The following is a 25,661-nucleotide window of genomic DNA, read 5'->3' as shown; positions in this document are numbered from 1 at the left end:
CGTTAGTTTTTGCTTTGCATCCCGACTTTTTTCAAATCGACGCCGGTCTCGGACAGTGACGCGCCGGTATAGCTGATCGACACCCCTGTCGTGCTGGTGCTGCTGCCGGTATTGCTGACGCTGCTGCCGGTATTGCTGACGCTGCTGCCGGTGCTGCTGACGCTGCTGCCGGTGGTGCCGACGCTGCTGCCGGTGGTGCTCACGCTGCTGCCGGTGGTGCTGATGCTGCAGCCAGTGGTGCTGGTCGACGATCCGGTGGTGCTGATGCTGCAGCCGGTGGTGCTGGTCGACGAGCCGGTGGTACTGACGCTGACGCCGGTAAAGCTGGTGCTGCTGCCGGTCTGGCTGGTGCTGACCGTGGTGTAGCTGTTGCTTTCGCCGGTCATGCTGTTGCTGATGCTGGTGAAGGAGTTGCTTTCGCCGGTCATCGAGTTTGATACGCCGGTGCAGCTGGTGCTCTGCCCGGTAAACGAGGTGCTCAGCCCGGTGAACGAAGTGCTGACGCCGGTAAATGACGTGCTCACGCCGGTGAACGAGGTACTGACGCCGGTAAACGAGGTGCTCACGCCGGTGGCGGTGAGGCTGACGCCGGTCATCGACGCGCTGACGCCTTTAATCGAGGCGTCAAACCCGGTAATGCTGAAGACGTAATCCTTGTAAGAGACGTGGTTGGTGAACCAGTCGGTAAAGGTGCGGCGGATGATGTCGAACTTGTCCATTCCCACCTCGGTGGCCTGGTTGCGCTCCACCGTGGTTTGCAGATCGCGTTCGGCATGCAGCATGACGCGTTCGTTGTTGCGGTTGTCATCGAAGGTCAACTGGCTGGCATGCTGCGGCTTGCCGAAGCGCAGCGAACGCGACACCATGCCCGAGTAGTTGATGTATTCAGGCAACTGATAAGGCGGCGGGTTGTCGCCGTTATACACAATCCCGGTCACCATCGGACGATCGAGATCGCCGTCGACATAGGTCACCAGCACTTCCTGACCGACGCGCGGCATGGCGATCACGCCCCAGCCTTTCCCGGCCCAGGCCTGCACCACGCGGATCCAGCAAGAGCTGTCTTCCTCGGTGGTTTTGTAGCGATCCCAGTGGAAATGCACGCGGATGCGCGCAAATTTGTCGGTATGCACTTCGGAGTTGGGCGCGCCGACCACGGTGGCGCTCTGGATGCCCGGCATCTGCGGCTTTGGCGTTTCGCGCAGCGGGCGGAACGGCACGTCGTCGTTCAACGCATTGAAACGGCAGGTGACGTTGCGGCCGTCGCTGCTGCTGTCCGGGCCGTCTTGCACGAACACATAGTCGCAGCGAGTCAGCTTGAAGCGGCGGTTGCGGTTGGCGTCCGGGTGCAAAATCAAGGAGAAATCCTTGCCGGCCATCAGCCCGACGGCGTTGCTCTCGCCAAACAGCAGATGGCCGTCGCTTTGCATTTCTTCAAGGCGCAGCCGCGCCAGGTTTTCACCGCGTTCGGTATCCACATAACCCGCCGCGTAGTCATACCACTCCAACGGGGTGTTCTGCAGGCCGAGGCGGCTCTCTTCCACCTTGGTTTGCAGGTTCTTGCGCGGGTTCTGGAAGTCAAAGTCGCGCAGCACGATTTCATTTGGGCGCACTTTGCGTGAACGCTGGATGCGCTGGATCCCTTCGCGGATGGCGCGGTTTTCTTCGCTGTCCGGCATGAACGGCAACACGGCGTAACCGAAATCCAGATCGTCGAAATTCTGCCGGTCGGTGATCACCAGCGTGTGTTTATCCTCGGCGTGATCGAAGTAATACCAGATACCTTCGTCTTCAAGCAGGCGGCTGATAAACGCGAAATCCGTTTCAGAAAACTGCACGCAATATTCACGCGTCGGATAAGTGCCTTGAATATCCAGACGGTAGTCGGCAAAACCGTAGCGCGAGAAGATTTGCTCGATGATGTCGAGCACGTTCAAATCCTGGAAAATGCGGCTGTTGCGGTTCTGCATCAAAAACCACAGCCAGGTGCTCAGCTCCAGCTTATAGACGAACTTATCCTGATGCTGCCCCGAATCGGAGGCGCCGATCACGTAAGCGTAAAACGGCCGCGCGCCGAAATCCGGCCTTTCTATTTGAATGCTGATCCCTTGACCCAGCAGAGATTCATAATCAACGTCCGCCTGTTCACATTCGAATTCGAGCGTATATTGCGAGTTGCTCGACAACCCTTCTTTGGTGGTGAAGCTGAGTGGAAACGCATTTAATTCGGCTAACACCGGGTTATCAATTTCGATTAAAGGCATAACAACCTCTCTGATCCGATATCGAACCCCGCCCCGCGTTTGCGGGCCGGCGGCAAATTAAAAATCAGTCGAAATAAACACTTAAACTATCGTTCTCGACCATGAGTTGGATATTCTGCAGTTCCTGTCCCGTCCGTTTGCGCTGCAGCACTTCATTGCTGATGGGCGGCAAAATCGCCTGCTGCAGCAGCGACTCGACCGCTCTGCCGCGCGAAGGATGGGCGCTGATGCGTTTGGCTATCCAGCCTGGAATGTCGCCTTCCAGCACCAGCGACACGCCCACTTCTTTGTGCAAACGCTGTTGTAAACGTGAAATCTGTTTGGTGGCGATATGGGTTATCGCTTCGGTAGAAAGCGGCACGTAGGGAATGACGTTCATGCGCGCCAACAGCGCCGCCGGGAAGAAGCGCGCCAGCACGTCGTGCAGCATCGGCCGCAGCGCTTCGGTTTTCAGATCCGGCGTTTCCGCCAGCGTCGCTTCTATTTCGCCGGCGCCGATATTGCTCGTCATTAAAATGAAACACTGGCGGAAGCTGATCATGCGGCCCTCACCGTCTTCCATCACGCCCTTGTCGAAGACTTGATAAAACGCCTCGTGGATATCGGGATGCGCCTTGTCGAATTCGTCGAGCAAGACGATGGAATAAGGTTTGCGGCGCACCGCCTCCGTCAACTTGCCGCCCTTGCCGTAGCCGACATAGCCCGGCGGCGCCCCTTTCAGGGTGGAAACGGTATGCGATTCCTGAAACTCGCTCATATTGAAGACGATCAGGTTATGCGCGCCGCCGTACATCGCCTCCGCCAGCGCAAACGCGGTCTCCGTTTTGCCGACGCCGCTCGGGCCGGACAGCATGAAAACGCCCAATGGCCGATCGTGCGCCTGAATGCCGGCGCGGGAGATGCGCACTGCCTGCGCGATTTCATCGATCGCCGTCTGCTGGCCGAATATCTGGCGGCTCAGCAGTTGGTTGAGATTGAGCGCATTGTCCAGATCGCTTTGCAGCATGCGGCCGGTGGGGATGCCGGTCCAATCCGACAACACCTCCGCCACGACGCGGTCGTCCACCCACGGATACACCAACGGCAGGCCGCCGTCTTGCAAGGCTCCCAGCTCGGAGGCCAGCTGCGGCAAGCGCTCCGGCGACTGCCGCTCCGCGTCGAGCAAGGTGGTGACCGCCTGTTGCTCCTGCGCCTGCCGCTGACGCAGCGCATCCAGTTCGCCTTCCATGTCGCTGAGGGTCTGCTGCAATTCAGTGATGCGGGTAAGCGCCAGATCGTCGAATTTGCTTTCCTCCTGCAGGCCGTTCATTTCGGTGCGCTTCACCGCCAACCCAGCCTCGAGCGACTCGATTTTTTCAGGCAGCGCATGCTGGCTCAGCGCCACCCGCGCGCAGGCGGTGTCCAGCAAGCTGATGGCTTTATCCGGCAGTTGCCGCGACGGCAGATGGCGCAGCGACAAATGCACCGCCGCCTGCAGCGCCGACTCACGGATCTTGACGCTGTGGTGCTGCGCAAAATGCGGGGCGATGGCGCGCATCATGTTCACCGCATTCTCTTCGTCGGGTTCAGAAACCAACACGTACTGGAAACGGCGCGTCAGCGCGGCGTCCGGCTCGATGAACTGTTTGTATTCCGACCAGGTCGTCGCCGCCACCATGCGCAGCGCCCCCCTGGCCAACATCGGTTTCAACAGGTTGACGGCGTCGCCGGTGCCGGCCTGCCCGCCGGCGCCCACCAGCGTATGCGCCTCGTCGCAAAACAGGATCACCGGCACCGCCGAATGCGCGATGGCGTCGATCAGCGCTTTCAGGCGCGATTCGAATTCGCCCCTCATGCTCGCCCCGGCCTGCATGCGCCCCAGATCCAAAGACAGCAACCGGGCGCCCTGCAGCAGCGGCGGCACCTGCCCCTGGGCTATCTTGCAGGCCAGCGCTTCTGCCACCGCCGTTTTGCCGACCCCGGCTTCACCCACCAAAATCGGGTTGTTCTGCCGGCGACGCAGCAAGATGTCGATCACCTGGCGCAGCTCCGCTTCGCGGCCAATCACCGGGTCGATTTCACCGTCGCGCGCCTGGCGGGTCAGATCGGCGCACCATTTATCGAGAATATCGACCGTCTCGGACGCCTCCGGCGCATCGCCGTGGGCGCTGTAGACCTCTTCTTCCTCTTCCTCATGCTCGACGGACTCCGCCAGAATCGCCGGATAATCGTCGAACAGCTGCGGGATCGGCAGTTTTTTGAACTCGTCGCTCAGCCGGTACAGGCTGCGCTGCAACGTGGGATCCTGCAGAATGCCGACCAGGATATGAATGGTGCGCACCCCGCCGGACGGCGTTTCGGCGAGCTGGCTCATCAGCAGCCCTCTTTCCACCACCGTTTCCAGTTGCGTCGACAGATCCACCACCGCATTCGTCCGGTTAGGCAAGGTATGAAGAATGCGATCCAACGCATCGCTGATGCGCTGACTGTTGATGGCGTAGTGCGCCAGGATCATCGGCAAGTCGCCGCGTTCCTTGTCCACCAGGACTTTCAGCCAGTGTTCCAGCTCCACGTATTCGTGCCTGAAGGTTCGGCACAGCTTGGTCGCCTCGACGAACGACTGATAGGCAAAGTGGCCCAATCGCGAAAAAAGACGTTCTCGTTGATACACCTTAAATTTCCTTATATTAAGTTGTTGATTGATAAACCAGCTGCCTAAACGTCCCTGTCTTAGGTTTCAGCCAGCTGTCTTTACTCAGCGACTTGCCGCCCAGCTGCGCCGCCATGCCCGGCTCCGTGGCAATCAGCAGGCTGACATCCAGCATCAGCTGATGGCTCGTAAAGTCATGACAGATGCTCACCAACGCCTGCAGCCGCCTGCTGCCGCGCTGATACTGCTGATACTGCGGGGCCCCCAGCGGGCCGATCTGAATATGCGCGCCGTACTGGGCATCGAAAAAGCGGCTGCCGATGCGCGTGCTGCCCAACTTGCCCAGCTTTTGGCTGCCGCTTTGCTTGCCGTCGTCGATCCACTTGGCGTAGCGCGGCGTAATCGTGATGGGAACGGCGAAATAGGCCGCCAACATCTTGTTGAGCTGCCGCAGCGAGCGGCGACCGGGCAGATAAGTGCCGGGGTACGCCTCGCGCAGGCGCTGGATATGCGGGTTCACCGTCAGCGCCGTATCGACGCCCACCGTCTGGCGCAAATGGCGCAAGAACGGGTTTTTGTCATCGTCATGCTCATGGCCGATCATCGCCTTCAGCTGCGCCCAGGCCCGGTAGTGCAATACGGCGAAGCGCTGGCTGACGATGCCGACGAACTGCTGGAACGCCTGGTTGCGTCTGGCGATGACTTCGGTGCGCGCGTGCTCGGTCACATGGATCGGCAGCGGGCCGTAGGGGGCGAACATGCCGAAATGCCGCGCCTGAATCAGCACTTGCTTAGGGCGCTGCACGATAGAGGCGATTTCACGCGAAGCGAACGCCATATCCGCCGGCTGGGTAATGCAGAGCCTTTCGCGGCTGCGATCGTTGGAGACGCCGAGCCGCGGCGCATCCGGCTGCGCGCGTTCGATACGCCGCAGCAGCTCGAAAAAATCCTGTCGATTGGACAGCCCGCGGATTTCGGCCTGGCCCGCGCTTTCGCTTTGCGCCCCCGGCGTCGGCGCCGGCTCCAACGAGAGCGCCGTTTCACGCATCAACGACATATCAGCCATAGTAGAGCGCCCCCCAGTCGGCGTGGGTTTCCCCATCCAGCAACAGCTTCATGCTTAACGTTTGGTTCAGGTCGCCGTATTGGCTCAACGCGTGGTGCAATATTTTGCCGAACAGATAGGCACCGTGGTCGGCATGATGGTTGGCGCTTAAGTTGACGGCGATCTCGGCTCCGCGGATCCAGGCCAGCGGCCCCGGCCCCTGATTGCGTTCGAAATGGTGCTCCACCCAGGCGTTTTTAATGCTGGCGATGCGCTTGCGCTGGCTGGAGTCATCCTGATGGCAGAACAACGACAGCCAGTCGCGCAACAGCGCCGAACAATCCTGAACGTCGGGGCGCGCATGGCGCAAAGGATTGGAGGCCAGCATCTGGATCGCCTGCCACGCCTGGCTGATGTTCGGCACCGCGACCGGGTTGCTCGGGTAGCGGACGATCTCCACCTGGTGGATCGGCATCGCCGTTTCCAGCTGGAAATGCGGCTGCTGAAGGTGCGCCGGCACCAGATGCCGTTCGCATACCAGCGCCTCGACGCTGAGCGACGTGATGTCGTCGATGTCGATGCCGCTTTTGCCCGGCGAGATGGCGATGAAGGTATCTTCGTTGGGCAGGTGCGGATTATTGTACTTGGAGGGCGACGGCTCCCGGCGACGGTGCAGCGTATAACCGGCCGGCTCCCGCTCGCAGTCGTACTGCACGTCGGCCTGCAGTGAAGAGAAAATCACCGGGTTGCCGTCGGGCAGCATGCCTTTCACTTGTTTTACGCTGTGTATCTCATACAGCGAGGTGTTCAAACGATCGACCACCAGCTGGTGCTCCGTGCGCTCATCCGTCAGCAGCACCGGCGAGCAATGGCGGCGATACAGGTTGATGACCGGGGTCGCGAAAAGATGAAAATCCCTGGCGTTGACGCGACCGATCAGAGTGAGTGGGCGTTGCTCCAGCGCGAACAAGATCTCGAACTCGTGAACGCGTTCACATTGGCGCAGAAAATCCTGCACGCCATGCAGCTCCAGGCTGAAGAAGCGGCTTGGCGCGGCGAAGTATTCGCGCATCAGCCGGTTGCCGGGCAGTTCCCCCACCACGGTGGGCAACAAGGCTTCTTCATCGCTGACGCCGCCCAGGCGCAAGCTGTCCGGCTGCAAGACTTTGACGATTGGCCGGTCGTCGCTTTTCGCCCATAGCACGATGCGCAAGGTGCGATTAAGCAACGCGGCCAGCAGTTGATTGGCCCGCACCGTATCTTCCGCCAGCGTCAGGTGCAGCGGCTCGAGATCCAGCTCCGAGACGGGAAGCACGCCGTGCGTCGTCAGGCATATCCTGACGTAGGCCGAGCAATCCTGCATGTGTCTGGCGGCGCCGTCAGGCAAATGGTGCGGCGGCAAAATCTCACATTCCGCCAGTGAAATCTCAACGGGCTGCACTTTAATATGCCGCGCCGTGGTGAACGTGGCGGGTTTGTTGTTCAGCGAGATATCGTTGAGGGTCATGCGGCTCCCGCGCGGCAGGTCAACCTGGCTGTGCCACTGGGGAAAAGAGAGATCGGGCTTAATCGCGACGGTAGCGATCGCGGGAACCGGCGTATACCACAGCGGCGCCAGGCGTGAGAGCATTTGCAGGGCAAATTCCGGCTGCTCATTGTTCAGCTTTTCCTGGATGCGGGTGCAAAGGAACGCGGAGCCCTCCAACAGACGCTCAACGAAAGGATCCAGCACGCCGTCGATATGCATGCCTAAATGCTGGGCGACCTGGGGATGAGAAGAGGCGAACTGACGACCGGCCTCGCGAAAATAACGCAGCTCATCATTATATAATTGGAGAAAGCGCTCACTGAACATAGTCACCCCTATTAATCAAATACGTGTACGGCGCCACAGGAATAATCAAGAGCGATGCGCAAATTAACCAGCATTTCGTCACCCGGTAATGAGCAGGTGCCATAAATATCGAATAAAATCGCCAGCACATACGATTGGCGTTCATTCACTACAGGCACCACACGAATCGTTTTCGGATCCAGACGCGGCTCAAACGAAGTAATGATTCTTTGTATATGTCTCGCCAGCGTTAACGGATCGGTATTAATCGGTATGCGTTGGCTCAGCGACGGCAGGCCATAATTCAATACCGAACTTTCGCTGTGCGCATAATCATGAAGTTTCAAATCAGCGCTGCGCGATGCGTCATTCAGTAAAAATTCGATATCACGCACCAAAACACGCCGCCAATTATCGGCGCTGGCGCTTTGATGTCTCACGCTGAGCTTATCGAATAGCATGGGCAATGACGCTTTCATTTAACACCTCGCGATAAGGCTTATGTCTGCCCGCAATCGCTGCGGGCAGACAGCCTGCAATTAGTGTTGTGACATCAATGATCAGATACGGGCATTAAGCTTGAGGTCATACCCCGTCTTAATTACCGCACCCATGGAGCCATCATTGTTTTGCTCTTTGTACTCAACTTCGATACGTGCGAAATTCAGCTTGATAACGTCGGTTGGCAGCACGGTATCGATTTCAGTACCGATGGTGGAATTCAGCGGCATATTACCCACGGTCTTGAATGAGGAAACCAGGCAGTTGCTGAAGGTCACGGCAATGAAGTCTTGCTGACCCTGGCCTGATTTACGGCAAACAAGTTTTGCCTGAGGAATATGCTCGCCGGTGGCGCACATCAGGAACAGTTTCGGCGAAGCCTTATTGCTCACCATGCGAAACTCAAAGTCTTTCATCTCGACTTTGCCTGAACCACCGCCGCTCCCGAACCCCCAACGGCCGGCGTTTTCTTCCGCCCATTGCCAGGCTTGCAGCTGAATCCAGCCAGGGTAGGTTTGGTCGGGTGATTCACCATCAACACCCTCAATTTTCAAAAAATAGTCTACTAAAGCTTTCGTGCTCATTTTTTGTCTCCTTGACTGATAGGTCTACTTCGTTAATTGAAAAGTCTATTCAGATAAGTCGTTATATTGCCTACGCGATCATTGAAATAGCGACAATGAGAACCCATTAGCCATTAATAAATAGCAATAGCGTAAAAAACAGCGCCACTAAATTTCAATGAAATATCAATTCCCACCAACGCCATTTAATAATTAACGTCGGCAATATCCAAACCAATGACCAGCCGTAACTTATCTGCTCCCATCTTTTTTGGCTGACGGAAGTTTTGATACAAGTCGCAAGGACACGGTCATGCCTTCCAACTGGTAATGCGGGCGCAAATAGAAATGCGCGCGGTAATAACCCGGATCGTCTTCTACATCCTCAACGCGCACCTCGGCGGCGGCTAATGGACGACGCGCCTTGGTCGCCTCGGTCGAGACGGAAGGATCGCCATCGACGTAGTTCATCAGCCAGTCATTCAGCCACAGCTGCATATCGTCCCTGGACCGAAAAGAACCGATTTTGTCGCGCACGATGCATTTCAAATAGTGCGCGAATCGGCACGTGGCGAAAATATAAGGCAAGCGCGAAGACAGCTTGGCGTTGGCCGTCGCGTCGGGATCCTCGTATTTCGCCGGCGCGTGCATGGTGCAAGAACCGATAAAAGCGGCGAAATCGGAATGCTTGCGATAGACCAGGGGCAAGAACCCGGCGTCGGAAAGCTCTTGCTCGCGCCGATCGGAAATGGCCACTTCCGTCGGGCACGTCAGTTCATATCCGCCCTCATCGGAAGGAAACGCGTAGGCGGGCAGTTCTTCCACCGAGCCGCCGGATTCGATGCCGCGAATCTTCGAACACCAGCCGTACTCATGGAACGCGCGGTTGATGTTGACGCCCATCGCATACGCCGAGTTGGCCCAGGAAAAATCATCATCCACATCCGGCCTGACGGACTCCTCGAAAGCGAACTCTTCGATCGGGTTGGTTTTCGCCCCGTAAGGCAAACGCGACAGGAAACGCGGCATCGTCAACACCAGGTAACGCGAGTCGTTGCTTTCGCGCAGGCGGCGCCAGGACGCATATTCCGGCGTGGTGAAAATCTTGCCGATATCCCGCGGGTTGCCCAGTTCGTTCCACTTGCTCATCTGCAGCAGCGACGGCGACGCGGCGGAAATGAACGGGCAGTGCGACGCCGCGGAAATTTTCGCCAACTCGGTCAGCAGCGTAACGCTCATCGGGCTGTGATCGAATTCAAAATCGCCGATGATGCAACCGAACGGCTCGCCGCCGAACTGACCATATTCCTGTTCGTAAATCTGTTTGAACACCGGGCTTTGATCCCAGGCGGAGCCCCGATAGCGGCGCAAATTGCGCGTCAGCTCATCCTGACTGATGTTCAACACCCGGATCTTGAGCGTTTCGCTGACGTTGGTGTTATCGACCAGATAACTCAGACCTTGCCAGGCGGACTCCAGCTTCTGGAACTCCTTGTGGTGCAAGATATTGTTCATCTGTTGCGAAAGCTGTTCGTCGATCTGGGCAATCAACGATTCAATGGTCAATACGACATCCTGGCTGACCTTGACCTTGCCTTTATTGGCATATTCGGACAGCGTGCCGATAGCCCGACGAACCGCTTCCGAAGCCTCGTTCGTTCTGGGCCGGAATGAACGCTTGAGCAAACCGTCAAGCTCATTTTCCGTTTCCTGCGTTTCAACTTCAGCGACTGCCGTAGCCTGCTGCTTAGCCGAATAGCGTCGTTGCCTCGCTCTCATTCCTCATCTCCTTTATTGCCGGAATCCTGCACATCCTGTTCCGCATCCGCGACCGTTTTACGCGCATCCGTCACCAAACGATGCAGAAAATCGGGTTTCTCCAGCAGATTCTTCACCACTTCTTCCGCGCTGGATTTACCATCCATATAGGTGATCAGCTCCGTGAGATGTTCCCGGGCTTCAAGCAGGCGTTGCATCTGCGGAACCCGTTTGGCGATGGCGCCAGGCGTGAAGTCATCCATCGATTCAAACTCCAATTCCACGTCCAGCAACGCATCGTCTTCGCTCAGGGTGTTCTCTACGTAAAATTGCAGACGAGGCTTGATGGCGCGCATACGATCGTTGAAGTTGTCCTGATCAAAGGTCAGGAATTTCCGCTCTTCGATCGGCAGCAAAGGCTTTTTCCGATGCCCAGAGAGATCGGACATGACCCCCGTAACAAAGGGCAACTCCACTTTCTTTTGTGAACCGTAAAGCTCTACGTCATATTCAATTTGCACGCGCGGCGCGTTATTTTTACCGATAAATTTCTGAGAGCTTGAGTCCTTAGCCATTGGAAAACTCCTTTGTGATAAAAATTACTTCCCGGACAATTGATTTAACGAGGCCAGAGATTCCGGCAAAAGCTCCTCAACAATCGTCGCGAAGTCCATACCGATCATTTTTTGTGAACGTCGAATAAGAATGGGGGCCGGATGGCTGGGCTCATAGTTTTGGAAATAGTCCAAAACCTGATCCAACAGCAAGATGACATCCTGCCGGGAACGGATATATTTGCCGGGCATGGCGACAGGCGCGTCAGCATCCGGCGAGTCAATCTCCGCGTCATCCCGTTCAGCCGGCAATTCCTGCTGTTCCAGTGAAGCCAGCTGGCGGTTGAACTGTTTCAAATAGTCGCGCACCTGCCGGCAGTCCAAACGATAATCTTCGGCCTGCAGATTGGCGTAATTCTCGACGCGCTCCAGCGCATCGATTTCCAGCGCCAATTGCTCTTTCAGCGAAGGCAGATTTCTGCCGGCAAAATAACTGTCGGCTTGCCCCAGCACCTTTACCACCTCCGAAAAATGCAGGCTTTTGCCTTCCTGCTCGTCAAGCCGCATATTCAGCAGCTCGTCGGTGGTTAACGGCGTGTCGGGAAAAATCTTGCTGTTCTTGATTTCGTGCAGACAGGACGATGTGGCGAGCCACCCTAATGCGGCCGCATGAAAGCTGTCCGATGAGGGTTCCATATCCGCCTGAGGGAAAATGGTGGCGCCCTCCTCGGCATATTTGGCGTCAATATCCTTAATGCCCTGGTAGAAGGCCGAAAAACCGTCGATATGAAGATTGGCGCGCATAAACCACAGCACGACATGTAAATCGAAGCACTGTTCCAGCAACGCGGCAGACTGCTCGCGAATGGCGTGCCAATTGATATCACGCGCATTGTCTACGGCATTAAGCGGATCGGTTTGGCTGTCATATTCCGAAAGCGTGAATTCAATTTCACTGTATCGTGGATCAAATTCGACGCCATTCACTTCCGTTGAGATGACTTCATTCATGGCCTGATATCCTTTTCAATCAGCACTAGAAACATAAAGCCTAATAAAGCGGGCTTTTACGTTCGCCAGTCTTTCCCAGAGTCCTTTTAGCGTAAGTTAGTCGTCACCAAGCTCGCAAATTGTTTAGATGTATTAATATTAACAACAATAATAGATTGAACCTATCAATAGAATCACAGTGATCGGTTTAAACTATTTTACATTTACATATTTATTTTTTCCTTTTAAAATCAATAAATTGCAAGCGATAATTATGCAAGCTAAGAATAGGAAAAAAATCAAAAACTGCCCTAAAAACAACGTTTCATCCTTGGTAGGATAATTCCAGTAATACCACTGGATACAAATAATTTAATTAGCAAATGATAACCACAGTAAATAGTGAAATTTTTTCATAAAACCATGACAGCCAGTCGTTTCTTGCAAGCGGGTAGCACGCAATGATCAATAGAAGACGATGGCAGTGTGACTTTCATTTCCAGCACTCAGTACTTACACATGCGAAACCTGGTGTGAAAATAAACAATTTGGCGAGAGTTTTGATTATTAATTTTAAAGCTAAAGCACAGATTAACATTCCGCCGTGGTGCACCGAATACCTATTGGTACACAAACAGCCTGGTGGATAAAGTATCGTTCTTTTATAGTTAACTCAGGGTAATGATCAGAATAATTTAAGATTCAATTCCCCTTCATGTGTGTTCTCATACGGCTTACCGCGGCAAAAGCACCACTGCGGTAAAGAGTCTCGCAGACTAAAGTGGCATTAGAGATATCATTTACTATAACCGCAAAATAACCACGTAAGCGCTGCAACGACAGTAACCATGTTAAGACCAGCGATCTGTTCCATATACAAGAAATGTTTCCCTAACTGATAAGACCACTAATTTGATACTAGCAAAGGCAAACCCAATATCAAGAAAAAATATTATTTTTTTAATAAAAAAATAACAAATCAATATACATAAAACAAACAATTCAATAACTTAAAACAGCGCTGAATCGATTACTTTTACGCCAGGAAAAATAGTTCATGGAAATTTACACCCACTCATAACCCCCTCAGTCAATCTCACTCATTCTCTTCGGCATTGAATTGTCATCAAAAAATAAGAAAATCTATAAAAATAAAACCCGCCACTGGCCGTGCGTCCCACAGGATCAACTTTCGCAAGGCAAAATAAGCAAGATAATTCCCAATAAAAAGGCCGAAAAAAAGCGTTAATGATTTAGCGGTTCAAAATAAAAATAAAGGTAACTCTATTGGGTTATTAAAGCGAAAACACGCACCTTTTCATTGCTGCAAAAAAACCTTATGAATCTTTACGTTGCCTGTCCTTTGACAATCATTGATGAAAACGCAAATCAGGTAGCCAACACATACAGAAAAGAGATGGGCTACGCGGCGGGCCAACCCTGCCGATGACTTTTCTCATCCCCGGTTCGGCCCGTGCGCACAGGTTATTCCGCCTAAAAATCAGGCCGCATCGCTGGCCTCGTCCGGCGATTTAGCGCCAAGCCCGCCGTTTTCCTGATCCAGAACAGCTTTCGCATTCATCCGACTGATATATTGATTGAAAATCATTCCTATTCAGGAGAAAAAGCCATGGTTAAGTCACTCAATGCGGCATTCACTCGCTTTTTTGACCACCCGGACGCAGGCAAATTGGCGCTCAGGCTAACCTTCGGCGGGCTGATGCTGTTTCACGGCGTCGCGAAAGTTCAGCATGGCGTCGGCTGGATCGCCGATGCGTTACAACAACAAGGGCTGCCCGCCTTCATCGCCTATGGCGTATATATTGGGGAGATCCTGGCGCCGATACTGATCGTTTTGGGGCTGTTCACCCGCCCCGCCGCAGGGGTTTACGCCCTCACGCTGGTGGTGGCGTTTTTGATGGTGGGCACCGGCAAGGTCTTCACCGTCACCGACGTCGGCGCCTGGGGCATTGAAAACGAACTGGTGTTCTTTATGGGTGGGGTCGCCATACTGCTGCTGGGCAGCGGGAAGTATGCCATCGCGCGCAATGAAGCCTATCGATAAACCACGCTATCAACTATCAATAAGGAGGTTCCTGGTCTGAGCCTCCTCTTTATCTATAACGGCCATTAACGGTCGGCCAGCCGGTAAACCGGTACCTTGCGCGTCGTGCCGGTCAGGGTGTCGAAAATCTCCGTTTCCGCCGTCACGATCGTCATGCCGGTTTTTCTTAGCCTGCGCACTTCGGCGGCGATGCGCTGTATGCCGAACCAGAACAGTCCGTCCAGCGCCGTGACGCGCAGCCCCTGCTCCAGCGCCAGCTTAAGCCGCTCACGCGGCGCCTTGAGCGCCTTGGCGATTTCACGGTAGGGCAGCGCGTCCACGCCCGACGCCGAGGTTCGGTGAATGCGGGTCGACAGACCGTATTGGAAGGCCTCGGGCACGTCGCTTAAATCGCTCTTCAGGCTGTAAACGCAGCCAAAGCGCTTGCCGTTGAACACCACATTTTTTTGACTGATCGACAGCTCATCACGCAGGCCGGCAATCAGCTGCGGCGCCCGCACCAGCAATAAGCGAAACGGCAATTCGAAACTGGTCACATAGTCCACGTTGAGCAACGCAATGCGCAGGCGCTCTTCCGCGCCCGCCTGCGTCTGGCGACACTCGTTCAACACCTCGCTCCACTGGCGCGCAAGCCGCGGGGCTTCATCCAGCGGCGCGAAATGGTATTTCTCGATGTGGTAGTCGATTCTTTCGTTCATGTCCGTTGGCCCCCGCGTCAGTCATCATGCCCTCAGCAAATTACCTTACACGCAGCCCACAATACAACACCGCATCGCGCCGCAAGATGCGGAAAAATCGGGCGCATACGCCCCCTGCGCGCTCGCTCAAGGTGAGTCGTGCAACAACAGCGATATCTCTTCGGCGGCCGAGCGCAACAAAGGCAGGTGGTGCTGGTGCAAACGCTCTGCGGAAACCTGACCGGCATGCACGCCGACGTTCAACGCCGCGGCGATGCGGCCGTCCGGCGTGGTGAGCGGCACCGCCAGTGAACGCAGGCCAATCTCCAGTTCCTGATCGTTGATGGCATATCCCTGCTGACGCACGCGCGCCAGCTCTTCCCGCAATGCGCTGACGCTCACCAGGGTATGGCTGGTGTAACGCAGTTGAGTCAATCGCGCCAAATAGTCATTCAACGTCTCACTGGCGAGCCCGCTGAGCAGCACCCGCCCCATCGACGTCGTGCTGGCGGGTAAGCGGCTGCCGACGTGCAAATCGATGGTCATGATCCGCGAAGTTGATGCGCGGGCGATATAAAGAATGTCATCGCCGTCCAATATGGCCATGGAACAGGACTCATTGAGCGTCTGGCTGAGTTGCCTCAACACCGGCTGCGCGGCGTTGGCCAACGGCGAAGCCCCCAGCCAGTTGTGACCCAGCGACAAGACGCGCGGGCGCAGCTCATAATTCTTGCCGTCTTCCGCGTACACAAAGCCCAGCTTACTCAGGGTGTAAAGGCAGCGGCGCACCGCCGCGCGCGGAATGCCGGTACGCTGGCTAATCTGCGACACCGACATCAGCCGCCGCTGCGGCGTAAAAGCCTGCAGGACCTCCAATCCTCGCGCCAAAGAGGCCATAAAGTCGGGATCCCCCTTCCAGGGATCGGTGCTGCTGCGCGTAATTTCCTGTTCTTTTTCCATTCTCGTTACCCCGCTGTCTGCCTGAAATATCGGTGTGCCGACGATCACAACCTGCGAATGCCTCTCAAATAATAGCCGATAATCGCACACTTTTTCGATAATCGGTATTGTTTGCCTGAAAGGGACGATCTACTTTCCCATTGACGATAAACACTCCCCCGGCGGGCGCCGAATGAAAGGAACAACAGATGATCGATAAAAGTGTGGCCACCCTGGAAGACGCCGTGTCCATCATTCCGGACGGCGCGAGCATCATGATTGGCGGCTTTGGCCCCGCGGGACAGCCGCTGGAACTGATCGATGCGCTGATTGAACGCGGTGCCCGCGAGCTGACGGTAATCAGCAATAACGCCGGCAACGGCGACAGCGGCCTCGCGGCGCTGCTCAAGACCGGCTGTGTGCGAAAGATGATTTGCTCCTTCCCGCGCCAGGCCGATTCGTGGGTCTTTGACGACCTCTATCGCCGCGGCGCGATCGAACTGGAACTGGTGCCTCAGGGCAACCTTGCCGCCCGCATGCAGGCCGCCGGCAGCGGGTTGGGCGGCATTTTCACCCCAACCGCCTTTGGCACGCCGCTGGCGCAAGGCAAAGAAACGCGTGAAATCGACGGACGGCATTACGTGTTTGAAACGCCCTTAAAGGCGGATTTCGCCTTGATAAAGGCCCATCGGGGTGACCGCTGGGGCAATCTGGTTTACCGCAAAGCGGCGCGTAATTTTGGCCCGGTGATGGCGATGGCCGCCGCCACGACGATAGCGCAGGTCGCTGAATTGGTGCCGCTTGGCGCACTGGATCCGGAAAACGTGATAACGCCGGGCATCTTCGTCCAGCGCCTGGTGGCGGTGGCGCACCCCGCGACCTTTTCCCTCTCTGCCTGAGGAGTCATAACATGCAAAAATTAACCCGCGACCAATTAGCCCAACGGGTAGCGCGCGATATTCCGGAAGGCGCCTACGTCAACCTCGGGATTGGGCTGCCGACCCGCATCGCTAACTACCTGCCCGCCGACAAAGAGGTGATTCTGCACAGCGAAAACGGCCTGCTCGGCATGGGGCCGTCACCCGCGCCGGGCGAAGAAGATCCGGAACTCATCAACGCCGGTAAAGAACGGGTGACCTTGCTGCCCGGCGGCAGTTATTTCCATCACGCCGACTCTTTTACCATGATGCGCGGCGGCCACCTCGATATCTGCGTGATGGGGGCGTATCAGGTCTCGGCTGCCGGCGATCTGGCCAACTGGAGCACCGGCGCCGAAGACGCGATCCCGGCGGTGGGCGGCGCCATGGATCTGGCCATCGGCGCGCGCAAAGTCTATGTGATGATGGACTATCTGACCAAGACCGGCGAATGCAAGCTGGTGGAACAGTGCAGCTACCCGCTGACCGGATTGGCCTGCGTCAGCCGCATTTATTCGGATATGGCAATCATTGATATCACCCCGGACGGCCCGCAGGTGCTGGAGCTGTGTCCGGGGCTCACCTTTGACGCGCTGCAAGCGTTAACCCCGATACGTTTACTGCAATCTGACTTGATCCCCGCTTGAGGAAATCGCCATGCAACAGGCTTTTATCTGCGATGCCGTTCGTACGCCATTCGGCCGTTACGGCGGCGCATTATCCGCGCTGCGCGCCGACGATTTGGCCGCTCTGCCCCTGAAGGCGCTGCTTGCCCGACTGCCGCAGTTGGATCCCCACGCCATTGATGACGTTATTCTGGGGTGCGCCAACCAGGCCGGTGAAGACAACCGCAACGTGGCGCGAATGGCGCTGCTGTTGGCCGGATTGCCCCACACCGTGCCGGGCACCACCCTCAATCGCCTGTGCGGTTCGGGATTGGACGCGGTAGGCATGGCGGCGCGCGCCATTAAATGCGGCGAAGCGGAGGTCATCATCGCGGGCGGCGTGGAAAGCATGTCGCGCGCGCCCTTTGTCACCGGCAAAGCAGACAGCGCCTTCAGCCGATCGCTGAAAATGGAAGATACGACGATGGGATGGCGCTTTATCAACCCGCAAATGCACGCGCAGTTCGGTGTCGAAACCATGCCTGAAACCGCCGAAAATGTGGCTCGCGATTTCGCCGTCAGCCGCGCCGATCAAGACGCCTTTGCATTGCGCAGCCAACAGCGCACCGCCCGCGCTCAGGAGCTGGGCCTGTTTGATGAGGAACTGATCGCCGTCAGCATTCCGCAACGCAAAGGCGAGCCGCTCAGCCTGGTTCGCGACGAACATCCCCGCAGCACCTCTTTGGCCGCGCTGTCCGCCCTGAAAGGCGTCGTGCGCCCTGAGGGGAGCGTCACCGCCGGCAACGCCTCGGGCATCAACGACGGGGCCAGCGCCCTGCTCATTGCCAGCGAACGCGCGGCGGTGCAGTATGGACTCGCCCCGCTGGCGCGTGTGGTCGGCATGTCCGCCTGCGGCGTAGAGCCGCGCATCATGGGTTACGGGCCGGTTCCCGCGGTCCGCAAAGTGCTGGCGCAAACCGGTTTGAGCCTGGCGCAAATGGACGTCATCGAGTTGAATGAAGCCTTTGCCGCCCAGGCGCTGGCCGTGACGCGCGCCCTGGGACTGCCGGATGACGCGGAACAGGTCAACCCTAACGGCGGCGCTATCGCGCTGGGGCATCCCCTGGGGGCATCCGGCGGCAGGTTGGCCATGACCGCCGCTTATCAACTGCGGCGCACCGGCGGGCGTTTTGCCCTGTGCACCATGTGCGTCGGTGTCGGGCAAGGCGTCGCCTTGATTCTGGAACGGATATAACGAATGTCTCTCTATAGCGCAATGTTTATGGCTTCGCCATTAACGCCCTGCTTCAGCGACACGGCGCTGCTGCAGGGCATGCTTGATTTCGAAGCCGGTCTGGCGCAGGCCCTGGCGTCTGCAGGGATTATCGATGACGCGTCCGCGCGGATCATACGCAGCCACTGCCAGGCGGAAAAGCTCGACGCAGCCGCGCTGACGCAGTCCGCCGGATTGGCGGGCAATTTAGCCATTCCCCTCGTCAAACAATTGACGGCGTTGGTGGCGCAAACCTCACCGGAAGCGGCGCGTTTCGTTCACTGGGGGGCGACCAGTCAGGATGCGATTGACAGCGGGCTGATGCTGCAACTGCGCAGCGCGCTCGATAAAACCGACGCGCTGCTCAATCAGCTGATTGCGGCGCTGACGGCGCAATGCCGGCGCCATAGCGCAACGTTAATGGTGGGCCGCACCTGGCTGCAACACGCTTTGCCAACGACGCTGGGGCTGAAGCTGGCCGGCACGCTGGACGCCTTGCTGCGCTATCGGGCTCGTCTGGCTGAAATGCGGCCACGCGTGCTCGCGTTGCAATTCGGCGGCGCGGCCGGCACGCTCGCCTCGCTCGGCGAACAGGGCGAGCGCGTTGAGCGGGCGCTGGCGCAAGCGCTGGCCCTGCCGCGCAGCGCCACGCCGTGGCATACCCAACGCGATCGGTTGTTGGAGCTGGCGAGTTGGTATGCCGGCCTGACGGGCTCGCTCGGCAAGCTGGCGCGCGACATGTCTTTGTTGATGCAGACCGAAGTCGCTGAAATCAGCGAGCCGTCGGCCCCCGGACGCGGCGGCTCTTCCACGATGCCGCATAAGCGCAATCCGGTACTCTGCGCCGCCATCCTCAGCGCGGCCAACCGTCTGCCTGCATTGATGTCGGGATTGTATGCTGGCCTGGTGCAGGAGCACGAACGCGCGCTGGGCGGCTGGCAGGCCGAGTGGCAAAGCCTGCCGCAGCTCCTGGTGCTGAGCGGGGCGGCATTGGCGCAAAGCCTGGATCTCATTAACGGTCTGGAGGTGCATGAAGCGGCGATGAGGCGCAATCTGGCGCTGACGCAGGGGCTGATCATGGCTGAATCGGTTACCCTGGCCTTAGCCCCCACCCTCGGCCGTCAACAGGCTCACCATCATATAGAACGGTGCTGCCGGCAAGCCCTGGCCACCCAGCAACCCCTGTTAACCCTTCTGTGCGCCGATGCGGAAGTCTCTTCCCGACTCAGCCGGGAAACCCTGGAAACCTTGCTCGATCCGGCCAATGCCACCGGCAGCACGCAGCGTTTCATTCAACAAGTCCTGGCGATGGCCGAGAGGGAGCAATCATGTTGAATTATGTCCTTGAGGGGCCTGAAAACGCCCCGGTTATTCTGTTTGGCAACTCGCTGGGCACCTCATTGGCAATGTGGCAGCCGCAGCGCGACGCGTTCATCGCCCACTATCGCATTCTGCGCTACGACGTTGCCGGCCACGGCGACTCTGCGCCCGATGAACAGCCCGGCTCGCTGGCGCGACTGGGCGAACAGGTGCTGTCCCTGCTGGACACTCTGGCGATTGATCGGGTGCATTTCTGCGGCATCTCCATGGGGGGGCTGACGGGGTTATGGCTGGCGCGCTTTCATGCCGATCGCTTGCTGACGCTGACGATCGCCAATAGCGCCGCGAAAATCGGGGTGACGGAGCATTGGCGAGAACGCGCCGCGCAGGTGCGCCAGTGCGGCATGTCCGCCGTCAGCGATGGCGCGGCAGCGCGCTGGTTCACCCCGGCATTTTGCCAATCTGCCCCCGTCAAGGTGCAAACCGTCGTGCAACAGCTCACCGCCTGCGATCCCGAGGGCTATGCCGCTTGCTGCGACGCGCTGGCGACCGCCGATTTACGCGCCGAGCTGGCAGGCATCCGCGTTCCGACGCTGGTTATCGCCGGACATGAGGATGCGGTAACGACCGTCGACGATGCAAAAGCCTTGGCGGCAGGTATTCCCGACGCGCAATGCGTCATCCTGCCCGCCGCCCACCTGTCCAGCATCGAAGCCTGGCGGGCATTTAACCGCGCGTTCCGGGCCTTTTTGGATGAGCAGCTCACGCAGCGGCAACGTTATCAGCAAGGTCTGACGGTGCGCAGAGCCGTGTTGGGCGATGAGCATGTCGATAATACCCTCGCGGCGCTTTCGCCGCTCAACGAGGAGTTTCAGCATTTCATCACTCGCTACGCCTGGGGGGAAATATGGACGCGTCCGGGCTTGTCGCGCCATACCCGCAGCCTGATCACCATCGCGATGCTGATCGCCTTGAATCGCGAAGCTGAGCTGAAAATGCATATCCGGGCCGCCTTCAATAACGGCGTCACGCGTGAAGAGATCAAAGAAGTTCTGATGCATGCGGCGCTTTACTGCGGCTTACCCGCCTCGAACGCCGCTTTTCATCTGGCGCAATCCGTCTTTGCCGAACACGACGCCGGGCGGCGATCGGACGACTAGAAGACGCGGTTATACCGGCACATCCAGCACCCTTTGGCGCAGCGCAGCAACCAGGCGCTGCTGCTCAGGGGACGAGAACGCCTCTTGCCGGGTAATGATGCCCAGCGGCTCGGCCATGCCCTGGGTAGGCAACGGCAGCGCACGCAGGTGATTGCTGAACAAGTCGTCACGCACCGCGCCGTAAGGCACCAGCCACACATAGCCATACTGTAGCGTCAGGCAGCGCGCCAGCGTGACCGACAACGTCTCGACGCACCCTTCCGGCACCGCCAGCCCGTGGCTGACAATGAGCGCCTCCGCATTCTGACGCGGCACCGTACCCCGCGGGGAGAGCACCAATGGCCAGCTCAACGCTTCCGCCAGCGAGACATCCGAATGCAACAGCGGATGATGAGGAGCAACCACCAGCCGCAGCGTTTCATGGTACAGCAGCTCGAAGTTGAGCCCCTCCATGCGGGAGGGGTCTGACATGCGCCCGATGCCTAACGTTAATTGTCCCGATCTCACCGCCATCATCAGCGCATCGTTGGCCAGCGTCGTAACCTGCATGCGCCAGCCGGGGGATTGCTGCTGCAACCCCACCACGACCGGCGCGACCAGACTCACCAGCGTGGTGGGCAGCGCGCCGATATGCAGCGGCGCCGGCAGCGCCTCGCTGTCCGAGGCAAGCGTGCGCCCCAACACATTCAGCGCATCCAAAACGCGGCTGGCATCCTGCAGGAAACGCGCCCCGGCGGCGGTCAGTTCCGCCCCTTGCCGATTGCGCGAAAAAAGGCGCTCGCCGGCCAGGCTTTCCAGTTCGTTGAGCGTTTTAGAGAGCGCGGGCTGCGTGATGCCCAATTGCTGTGCGGCGCGCACCAACGTCCCCTGTTGCGCGGTAGCGACAAAGGCGTGCAGATGACGAAGGCGGATGCGTTGGCTAAAGCGAGAAGTCATGTTCATGATTTATAGTATTAACTTGCCGCCGGCGCGGCAAGCTCATTGTCAGGGCGAACGGAGGATCAAATATCAAAAAAAACGGTTTCGTTCTCGCCCTGTAACCAGATGTCGAAATGGTACACCGTCTGATCCCCGCGCTGCCGCCTTTGCGCCAATAACGTGCTGCGCCGTTTTTCCCACTCGATGAGATTCAACACCGGATCTTCGGCATTGGCCGCCTGTTCGTCGGCAAAGTAGAGACGCGTGTTCAATCCGATGTTGATGCCGCGGGCCACTATCCACAGATTGAGATGGGGCGCCATCAACCGGCCGTCGCGCCCCGTCACGCGCCCCGGTTTAATCGTCTCGAATTGCCACAGGCCGCTGGTGAAATCCGAACAGGTTCGCCCCCAGCCGCGAAACGCCGGATCGTCGGGCTTATCCAACTGGCCGTCGGCGGGGTGCTGATATCGCCCGGCGGCATTGGCCTGCCAGACTTCGACCAGCGCGTCTCGAACCGGCGTGCCGGAACCGTCATAGACATGCCCTTCCACCACGATGCGCTCCCCGCGCGTCTCCGGTTGCGTCAACACATGGGTGAAATTACGCTCGAAAATATCAAAGCCGGCGGCATGCGGCGCCAAACCGATGTGCACATAAGGCCCGGCGGTTTGCGAGGCCGTTTCAGACAAATACTTTTTCATCACGCGGCTCCCTGTGTACGGTTCTCAAACCACGTGGCTCGATGGCCCCGCAGCACCAGATCGAAGCGGTAAGCCAGGCTGTCCAGCGGCACGGCGGCGTGCATATCCAGCTCGGCAATCAGCGTGCGCATCGCATCGTCACTGCCTACCGACTGCAAGATGGGGCAGCGAACGAGCAACGGATCGCCTTCAAAATACATCTGCGTGATCAACCGCTGCGCGAACGCCTCGCCGGAGAGCGAGAAGTGAATATGTGCCGGACGCCAGTCGCTGACCTGATTGCGCCAGGGATATGGGCCCGGCTTGATCGTACGAAAACAGTAATACCCGTTGTCGTCGGTCAGCATCCTGCCGCAGCCGCCAAAGTTGGGATCGATAGGCGCCAGATACTGATCTTTCTTGTGGCGATAGCGCCCTCCCGCATTGGCCTGCCATACCTCGACCAGGGCGTTGCGCACCGGCGTCCCAAAGGCATCCCGCACAAATCCATGCACGATGATCCGCTCGCCGATCGGTAAGCCGTCTTTGGCGTAATTCAGAATCAGATCGTGATCCAGCGGGCCGATATCCGTTGGCATGAAGACGGGGGCGGTCAGTTCAGACAGCGAGTTTTGCAATGAAATTAATGCATTGCGCGGCGACCGCAGCACGCTGGTTTTATACAGCGGCGCCAGCGCCGGCGGGTGATGACTGTAATCTCGATGCACCAGTTCTCGCGCCATCCAATCACTTTTCATCCCGGTATCCTTATTATTTGAGGGTACATGTCGACAGAGTGTAGGAAGCGCAATATGTAAAAGTAAAGTGAGAAAACCGATCGCTTTATATAACCAAAAGTAATGGAATGTTCTGAATTGACGAAACATTTCATTTGGTCCATAACATGATTCAATTCCCGTCGGTGGTCCGCCTCGCTGCTGAATGGTCGCTTTCAGGTCATCCATGACCGCTTAACTGGAGGCAATGATGAAACGTTCTATCGCGACGGTCTCGGTATCGGGTTCGCTGCCGGAAAAACTGCGGGCTATCGCCGCCGCAGGCTTTGATGGCGTCGAAATTTTCGATAACGATCTGGTCTACTACCCCGGCTCACCGGCGGAAATCCGTGAATTGTGCGCCGAACTGGGCCTGGAAATTTTACTGTTCCAACCGTTTCGGGACTTCGAAGGAGGCCCGCGCGAAACGCTGGCGCAGAACCTTTCCCGCGCGGCGCGCAAGTTCGAAGTCATGCAGCAACTGGGCTGTTCTCGCATGCTGCTCTGCAGCAATGTCTCGCCCGACAGCAGCGAAGACATGGCCACGCAAGTGAGCGATTTGCGCGCGTTGGCGGAGTTGGCCGCCGAGTATGATATTACTGTCGGTTATGAAGCGCTGGCCTGGGGACGTCACGTGAATATGTGGCGCGACGCCTGGGCGCGCGTGAAGGCCGTAGATCATCCGGCGTTGGGGATCATTCTCGATAGTTTTCATATCCTGTCGCGCGGCGATAACCTCGATGGCCTCGAGGACGTGCCGCCCGAAAAAATCGTGTTTGTCCAACTGGCGGACGCCCCGCTGTTGAAGATGGATGTGCTCGCCTGGAGTCGCCATTTCCGCTGCTTCCCCGGCCAGGGGGAGCTGAATCTGACCCAGTTCATGACCCAACTTTCCGCGCATGGCTATCGCGGCGCCTGGTCGCTGGAGATATTTAACGATGGTTTCCGCGCCTCGCCGGTACTCCCCACGGCCCAGGACGGTTTCCGATCGTTGTTGTGGCTGGAGGAGCAAACCTATGACTGGTTGGCCAAACAGCCTCTGCTGCCCAACGCCATGGCCTCGCTCATGGAACGTTCCTTATTCCATTCGCAGCCGCATCCGCCCTTGCTGGCGCTGGAGTTTATCGAATTTGCCGTCTCGCACAACGACGGGCTGGCGATGAGCCAATGGCTGACGCAGCTGGGATTGGTTCACGCCGGCGAGCACCGCTCCAAAAGCGTCGCCCTCTATCGCAACGGCAAAGTGAATGTCATTCTGAATGCCCAGCCGGAAAGCCAAGCGAGCGGCTATTATCACCTGCACGGCATTTCCCTGTGCGCCGTGGCGTGGCGGGTGCGCGGCGTAGCGCGTTTACTGCAACGGGCGCAAGACTACGGGTACGCCATCTGGCAAGGCGAAACCGGCCCCAACGAGCGGCAAATCCCCGCGCTGTGCGCACCGGACGGCAGCCTGATTTATCTGGTGGAAGCGGACGAAGATCCCAAGAACGATATTTATCACGCCGATTTTCATCTGACGCATCGCAGCGCGCCGCCGCCCGCGCTGCAGAGCATCGATCACCTGGCGATTGCGCTGGCGGATGAATCGAGCGGCAACTGGATCATGTTCCTGCGCAGCGTGCCGGGTTTTGTGCAGGACAACGAGTGGGAATTGCCCGATCCGCTGGGTTTGGTTCGCAGCCGCGTCCTGCGCAGCCCCAACGACGCCATCCGGCTGCCGCTGAATATGTCGGTGAGCCGGGAAACGCAAATCGCCCAGGCGCTAACCGCCTATCAGGGCGCAGGCTTGCAGCACGTCGCCTTTGGCTGCGAGGATCTGTTCAGCATGGTGAAAGCGGCGCAGGCGCGCGGATTAAAAACGCTGCGTATTCCCGATAACTACTATCACGATCTCAGAGCGCGTTTCGATCTGGACCCCGCTTTCCTCTCACAGCTGCAAGCGGGCAATGTGCTCTACGATCGAGACGCTCAGGGCGGTGAATTGCTGCATGTCTACACCGTGCCCTATGAAAAAGGCCGCTTCTTCTTCGAACTTCTGGAGCGCCGAGGCGGCTACCGCGGCTTTGGGGCCGCCAACGCCCCGGTTCGGCTCACCGCCATGCGTTAATCGCGCGGGCCATCAAGGCCCGCCTGTTCTTCCATCTTACTGAAAAGGTTAATGATCGCGCTCACACTCTCAGTGGCCTCCGG

Annotated in this window: 21 protein-coding genes; 7 read left to right on the top strand and 14 right to left on the bottom strand. The window is 57.8% G+C overall.

Features of this window, described 5'->3' with window-relative positions:
- Window positions 1-2: 2 nt before the first annotated feature.
- The 9 genes from vgrG to ACJ8M3_RS02230 form a co-directional block, all read right to left on the bottom strand.
- Window positions 3-2,264, bottom strand: coding sequence for a type VI secretion system tip protein VgrG (gene vgrG / locus ACJ8M3_RS02270; protein WP_004935351.1), 2,262 nt, complete (start codon window positions 2,262-2,264; stop codon window positions 3-5).
- A 64-nt stretch (window positions 2,265-2,328) separates the two neighbouring features.
- Window positions 2,329-4,914, bottom strand: a complete 2,586-nt coding sequence (gene tssH / locus ACJ8M3_RS02265) for a type VI secretion system ATPase TssH (protein ID WP_033643660.1) — start codon at window positions 4,912-4,914, stop codon at window positions 2,329-2,331.
- Window positions 4,915-4,930: 16 nt separating this feature from the next.
- Window positions 4,931-5,959, bottom strand: a complete 1,029-nt coding sequence (tssG, locus tag ACJ8M3_RS02260; RefSeq protein WP_046687388.1) for a type VI secretion system baseplate subunit TssG — start codon at window positions 5,957-5,959, stop codon at window positions 4,931-4,933.
- Complete coding sequence (gene tssF, locus ACJ8M3_RS02255) at window positions 5,952-7,793, bottom strand: type VI secretion system baseplate subunit TssF (RefSeq protein ID WP_033643661.1); 1,842 nt, start codon at window positions 7,791-7,793, stop codon at window positions 5,952-5,954. The genes tssG and tssF overlap by 8 nt, the downstream gene beginning before the upstream one ends.
- Before the next feature lie 11 nt (window positions 7,794-7,804).
- Window positions 7,805-8,251: a type VI secretion system baseplate subunit TssE gene (locus ACJ8M3_RS02250; RefSeq protein ID WP_015378391.1), complete on the bottom strand. Its 447-nt coding sequence runs from the start codon at window positions 8,249-8,251 to the stop codon at window positions 7,805-7,807.
- Window positions 8,252-8,332: 81 nt separating this feature from the next.
- Window positions 8,333-8,857, bottom strand: coding sequence for an Hcp family type VI secretion system effector (locus ACJ8M3_RS02245; protein WP_004935369.1), 525 nt, complete (start codon window positions 8,855-8,857; stop codon window positions 8,333-8,335).
- 231 nt (window positions 8,858-9,088) lie between these two features.
- The gene (tssC, locus tag ACJ8M3_RS02240; protein WP_033643662.1) at window positions 9,089-10,615 is read right to left on the bottom strand and encodes a type VI secretion system contractile sheath large subunit; all 1,527 of its coding nucleotides are present in this window, start codon (window positions 10,613-10,615) and stop codon (window positions 9,089-9,091) included.
- Window positions 10,612-11,169, bottom strand: a complete 558-nt coding sequence (gene tssB, locus ACJ8M3_RS02235; RefSeq protein WP_033643663.1) for a type VI secretion system contractile sheath small subunit — start codon at window positions 11,167-11,169, stop codon at window positions 10,612-10,614. The genes tssC and tssB overlap by 4 nt, the downstream gene beginning before the upstream one ends.
- Before the next feature lie 24 nt (window positions 11,170-11,193).
- The gene (locus ACJ8M3_RS02230) at window positions 11,194-12,159 is read right to left on the bottom strand and encodes an ImpA family type VI secretion system protein (protein WP_033643664.1); all 966 of its coding nucleotides are present in this window, start codon (window positions 12,157-12,159) and stop codon (window positions 11,194-11,196) included.
- 1,609 nt (window positions 12,160-13,768) lie between these two features.
- Between ACJ8M3_RS02230 and ACJ8M3_RS02225 the strand changes: the two genes are divergently transcribed.
- Window positions 13,769-14,203, top strand: a complete 435-nt coding sequence (locus ACJ8M3_RS02225) for a DoxX family protein (protein WP_033651807.1) — start codon at window positions 13,769-13,771, stop codon at window positions 14,201-14,203.
- Window positions 14,204-14,268: 65 nt separating this feature from the next.
- On the opposite strand, the gene ACJ8M3_RS02220 is transcribed toward ACJ8M3_RS02225, so the two are convergent.
- Both ACJ8M3_RS02220 and ACJ8M3_RS02215 read right to left on the bottom strand, forming a co-directional pair.
- Window positions 14,269-14,901 carry a helix-turn-helix domain-containing protein gene (locus tag ACJ8M3_RS02220; protein ID WP_033643666.1) on the bottom strand — a complete coding sequence of 211 codons (633 nt, stop codon included), beginning with the start codon at window positions 14,899-14,901 and terminating at the stop codon, window positions 14,269-14,271.
- A gap of 126 nt (window positions 14,902-15,027) precedes the next feature.
- Window positions 15,028-15,840: an IclR family transcriptional regulator domain-containing protein gene (locus tag ACJ8M3_RS02215; protein WP_033643667.1), complete on the bottom strand. Its 813-nt coding sequence runs from the start codon at window positions 15,838-15,840 to the stop codon at window positions 15,028-15,030.
- A 188-nt stretch (window positions 15,841-16,028) separates the two neighbouring features.
- On the opposite strand from ACJ8M3_RS02215, the gene ACJ8M3_RS02210 reads away from it, so the two are divergent.
- Genes ACJ8M3_RS02210 through pcaDC form a run of 5 tightly spaced genes read left to right on the top strand, consistent with a single transcriptional unit; the run spans window position 16,029 to window position 21,094 of the window.
- The gene (locus ACJ8M3_RS02210) at window positions 16,029-16,718 is read left to right on the top strand and encodes a 3-oxoacid CoA-transferase subunit A (RefSeq protein WP_016927165.1); all 690 of its coding nucleotides are present in this window, start codon (window positions 16,029-16,031) and stop codon (window positions 16,716-16,718) included.
- Window positions 16,719-16,729: 11 nt separating this feature from the next.
- Window positions 16,730-17,383 carry a 3-oxoacid CoA-transferase subunit B gene (locus ACJ8M3_RS02205; protein WP_046687390.1) on the top strand — a complete coding sequence of 218 codons (654 nt, stop codon included), beginning with the start codon at window positions 16,730-16,732 and terminating at the stop codon, window positions 17,381-17,383.
- Between the two features lie 10 nt (window positions 17,384-17,393).
- Window positions 17,394-18,596, top strand: a complete 1,203-nt coding sequence (pcaF, locus tag ACJ8M3_RS02200) for a 3-oxoadipyl-CoA thiolase (protein ID WP_089197203.1) — start codon at window positions 17,394-17,396, stop codon at window positions 18,594-18,596.
- A gap of 3 nt (window positions 18,597-18,599) precedes the next feature.
- A complete protein-coding gene (locus ACJ8M3_RS02195; protein ID WP_033651812.1) occupies window positions 18,600-19,949 on the top strand; it encodes a 3-carboxy-cis,cis-muconate cycloisomerase in 1,350 nt (449 codons plus the stop codon).
- The gene (gene pcaDC / locus ACJ8M3_RS02190) at window positions 19,940-21,094 is read left to right on the top strand and encodes a bifunctional 3-oxoadipate enol-lactonase/4-carboxymuconolactone decarboxylase PcaDC (RefSeq protein ID WP_060660887.1); all 1,155 of its coding nucleotides are present in this window, start codon (window positions 19,940-19,942) and stop codon (window positions 21,092-21,094) included. The genes ACJ8M3_RS02195 and pcaDC overlap by 10 nt, the downstream gene beginning before the upstream one ends.
- 9 nt (window positions 21,095-21,103) lie before the next feature.
- Here pcaDC and ACJ8M3_RS02185 read toward each other — a convergent pair whose 3' ends face one another.
- From ACJ8M3_RS02185 to pcaH, 3 genes are read right to left on the bottom strand one after another with little or no spacing between them, the layout of a single operon-like run.
- Window positions 21,104-22,036: a LysR substrate-binding domain-containing protein gene (locus ACJ8M3_RS02185; RefSeq protein ID WP_060660529.1), complete on the bottom strand. Its 933-nt coding sequence runs from the start codon at window positions 22,034-22,036 to the stop codon at window positions 21,104-21,106.
- Window positions 22,037-22,095: 59 nt separating this feature from the next.
- Window positions 22,096-22,716 carry a protocatechuate 3,4-dioxygenase subunit alpha gene (gene pcaG, locus ACJ8M3_RS02180; protein ID WP_016927159.1) on the bottom strand — a complete coding sequence of 207 codons (621 nt, stop codon included), beginning with the start codon at window positions 22,714-22,716 and terminating at the stop codon, window positions 22,096-22,098.
- Window positions 22,716-23,453: a protocatechuate 3,4-dioxygenase subunit beta gene (pcaH, locus tag ACJ8M3_RS02175; RefSeq protein ID WP_089197204.1), complete on the bottom strand. Its 738-nt coding sequence runs from the start codon at window positions 23,451-23,453 to the stop codon at window positions 22,716-22,718. Before pcaH ends, pcaG begins: the two co-directional genes overlap by 1 nt.
- Window positions 23,454-23,682: 229 nt before the next feature.
- On the opposite strand from pcaH, the gene ACJ8M3_RS02170 reads away from it, so the two are divergent.
- Window positions 23,683-25,578: a bifunctional sugar phosphate isomerase/epimerase/4-hydroxyphenylpyruvate dioxygenase family protein gene (locus ACJ8M3_RS02170; protein ID WP_089197205.1), complete on the top strand. Its 1,896-nt coding sequence runs from the start codon at window positions 23,683-23,685 to the stop codon at window positions 25,576-25,578.
- Window positions 25,579-25,661: the final 83 nt, after the last annotated feature.

The sequence above is a fragment of the Serratia sp. CY55921 genome (genome assembly GCF_052167655.1).
GTDB classification, from domain to species: Bacteria; Pseudomonadota; Gammaproteobacteria; order Enterobacterales; family Enterobacteriaceae; genus Serratia; species Serratia ureilytica.
The sequence above is the reverse complement of the archived record's forward strand: the minus strand, read 5'-3'. Positions and strand labels throughout refer to the sequence as shown.

Excerpts from the sequence above, each read along its gene's own strand:
- ACJ8M3_RS02195 (WP_033651812.1), top strand. The coding sequence starts at position 18,600 with ATGTCTCTCTATAGCGCAATGTTTATGGCTTCGCCATTAACGCCCTGC.
- tssC (WP_033643662.1), bottom strand. The coding sequence starts at position 10,615 with ATGAGAGCGAGGCAACGACGCTATTCGGCTAAGCAGCAGGCTACGGCA.
- ACJ8M3_RS02185 (WP_060660529.1), bottom strand. The coding sequence starts at position 22,036 with ATGAACATGACTTCTCGCTTTAGCCAACGCATCCGCCTTCGTCATCTG.
- tssB (WP_033643663.1), bottom strand. The coding sequence starts at position 11,169 with ATGGCTAAGGACTCAAGCTCTCAGAAATTTATCGGTAAAAATAACGCG.
- ACJ8M3_RS02210 (WP_016927165.1), top strand. The coding sequence starts at position 16,029 with ATGATCGATAAAAGTGTGGCCACCCTGGAAGACGCCGTGTCCATCATT.
- ACJ8M3_RS02250 (WP_015378391.1), bottom strand. The coding sequence starts at position 8,251 with ATGAAAGCGTCATTGCCCATGCTATTCGATAAGCTCAGCGTGAGACAT.
- pcaH (WP_089197204.1), bottom strand. The coding sequence starts at position 23,453 with ATGAAAAGTGATTGGATGGCGCGAGAACTGGTGCATCGAGATTACAGT.
- ACJ8M3_RS02230 (WP_033643664.1), bottom strand. The coding sequence starts at position 12,159 with ATGAATGAAGTCATCTCAACGGAAGTGAATGGCGTCGAATTTGATCCA.
- tssG (WP_046687388.1), bottom strand. The coding sequence starts at position 5,959 with ATGGCTGATATGTCGTTGATGCGTGAAACGGCGCTCTCGTTGGAGCCG.
- ACJ8M3_RS02225 (WP_033651807.1), top strand. The coding sequence starts at position 13,769 with ATGGTTAAGTCACTCAATGCGGCATTCACTCGCTTTTTTGACCACCCG.
- ACJ8M3_RS02170 (WP_089197205.1), top strand. The coding sequence starts at position 23,683 with ATGAAACGTTCTATCGCGACGGTCTCGGTATCGGGTTCGCTGCCGGAA.
- pcaF (WP_089197203.1), top strand. The coding sequence starts at position 17,394 with ATGCAACAGGCTTTTATCTGCGATGCCGTTCGTACGCCATTCGGCCGT.
- ACJ8M3_RS02220 (WP_033643666.1), bottom strand. The coding sequence starts at position 14,901 with ATGAACGAAAGAATCGACTACCACATCGAGAAATACCATTTCGCGCCG.
- ACJ8M3_RS02215 (WP_033643667.1), bottom strand. The coding sequence starts at position 15,840 with ATGGAAAAAGAACAGGAAATTACGCGCAGCAGCACCGATCCCTGGAAG.
- ACJ8M3_RS02205 (WP_046687390.1), top strand. The coding sequence starts at position 16,730 with ATGCAAAAATTAACCCGCGACCAATTAGCCCAACGGGTAGCGCGCGAT.
- ACJ8M3_RS02245 (WP_004935369.1), bottom strand. The coding sequence starts at position 8,857 with ATGAGCACGAAAGCTTTAGTAGACTATTTTTTGAAAATTGAGGGTGTT.
- vgrG (WP_004935351.1), bottom strand. The coding sequence starts at position 2,264 with ATGCCTTTAATCGAAATTGATAACCCGGTGTTAGCCGAATTAAATGCG.
- tssF (WP_033643661.1), bottom strand. The coding sequence starts at position 7,793 with ATGTTCAGTGAGCGCTTTCTCCAATTATATAATGATGAGCTGCGTTAT.
- pcaG (WP_016927159.1), bottom strand. The coding sequence starts at position 22,716 with ATGAAAAAGTATTTGTCTGAAACGGCCTCGCAAACCGCCGGGCCTTAT.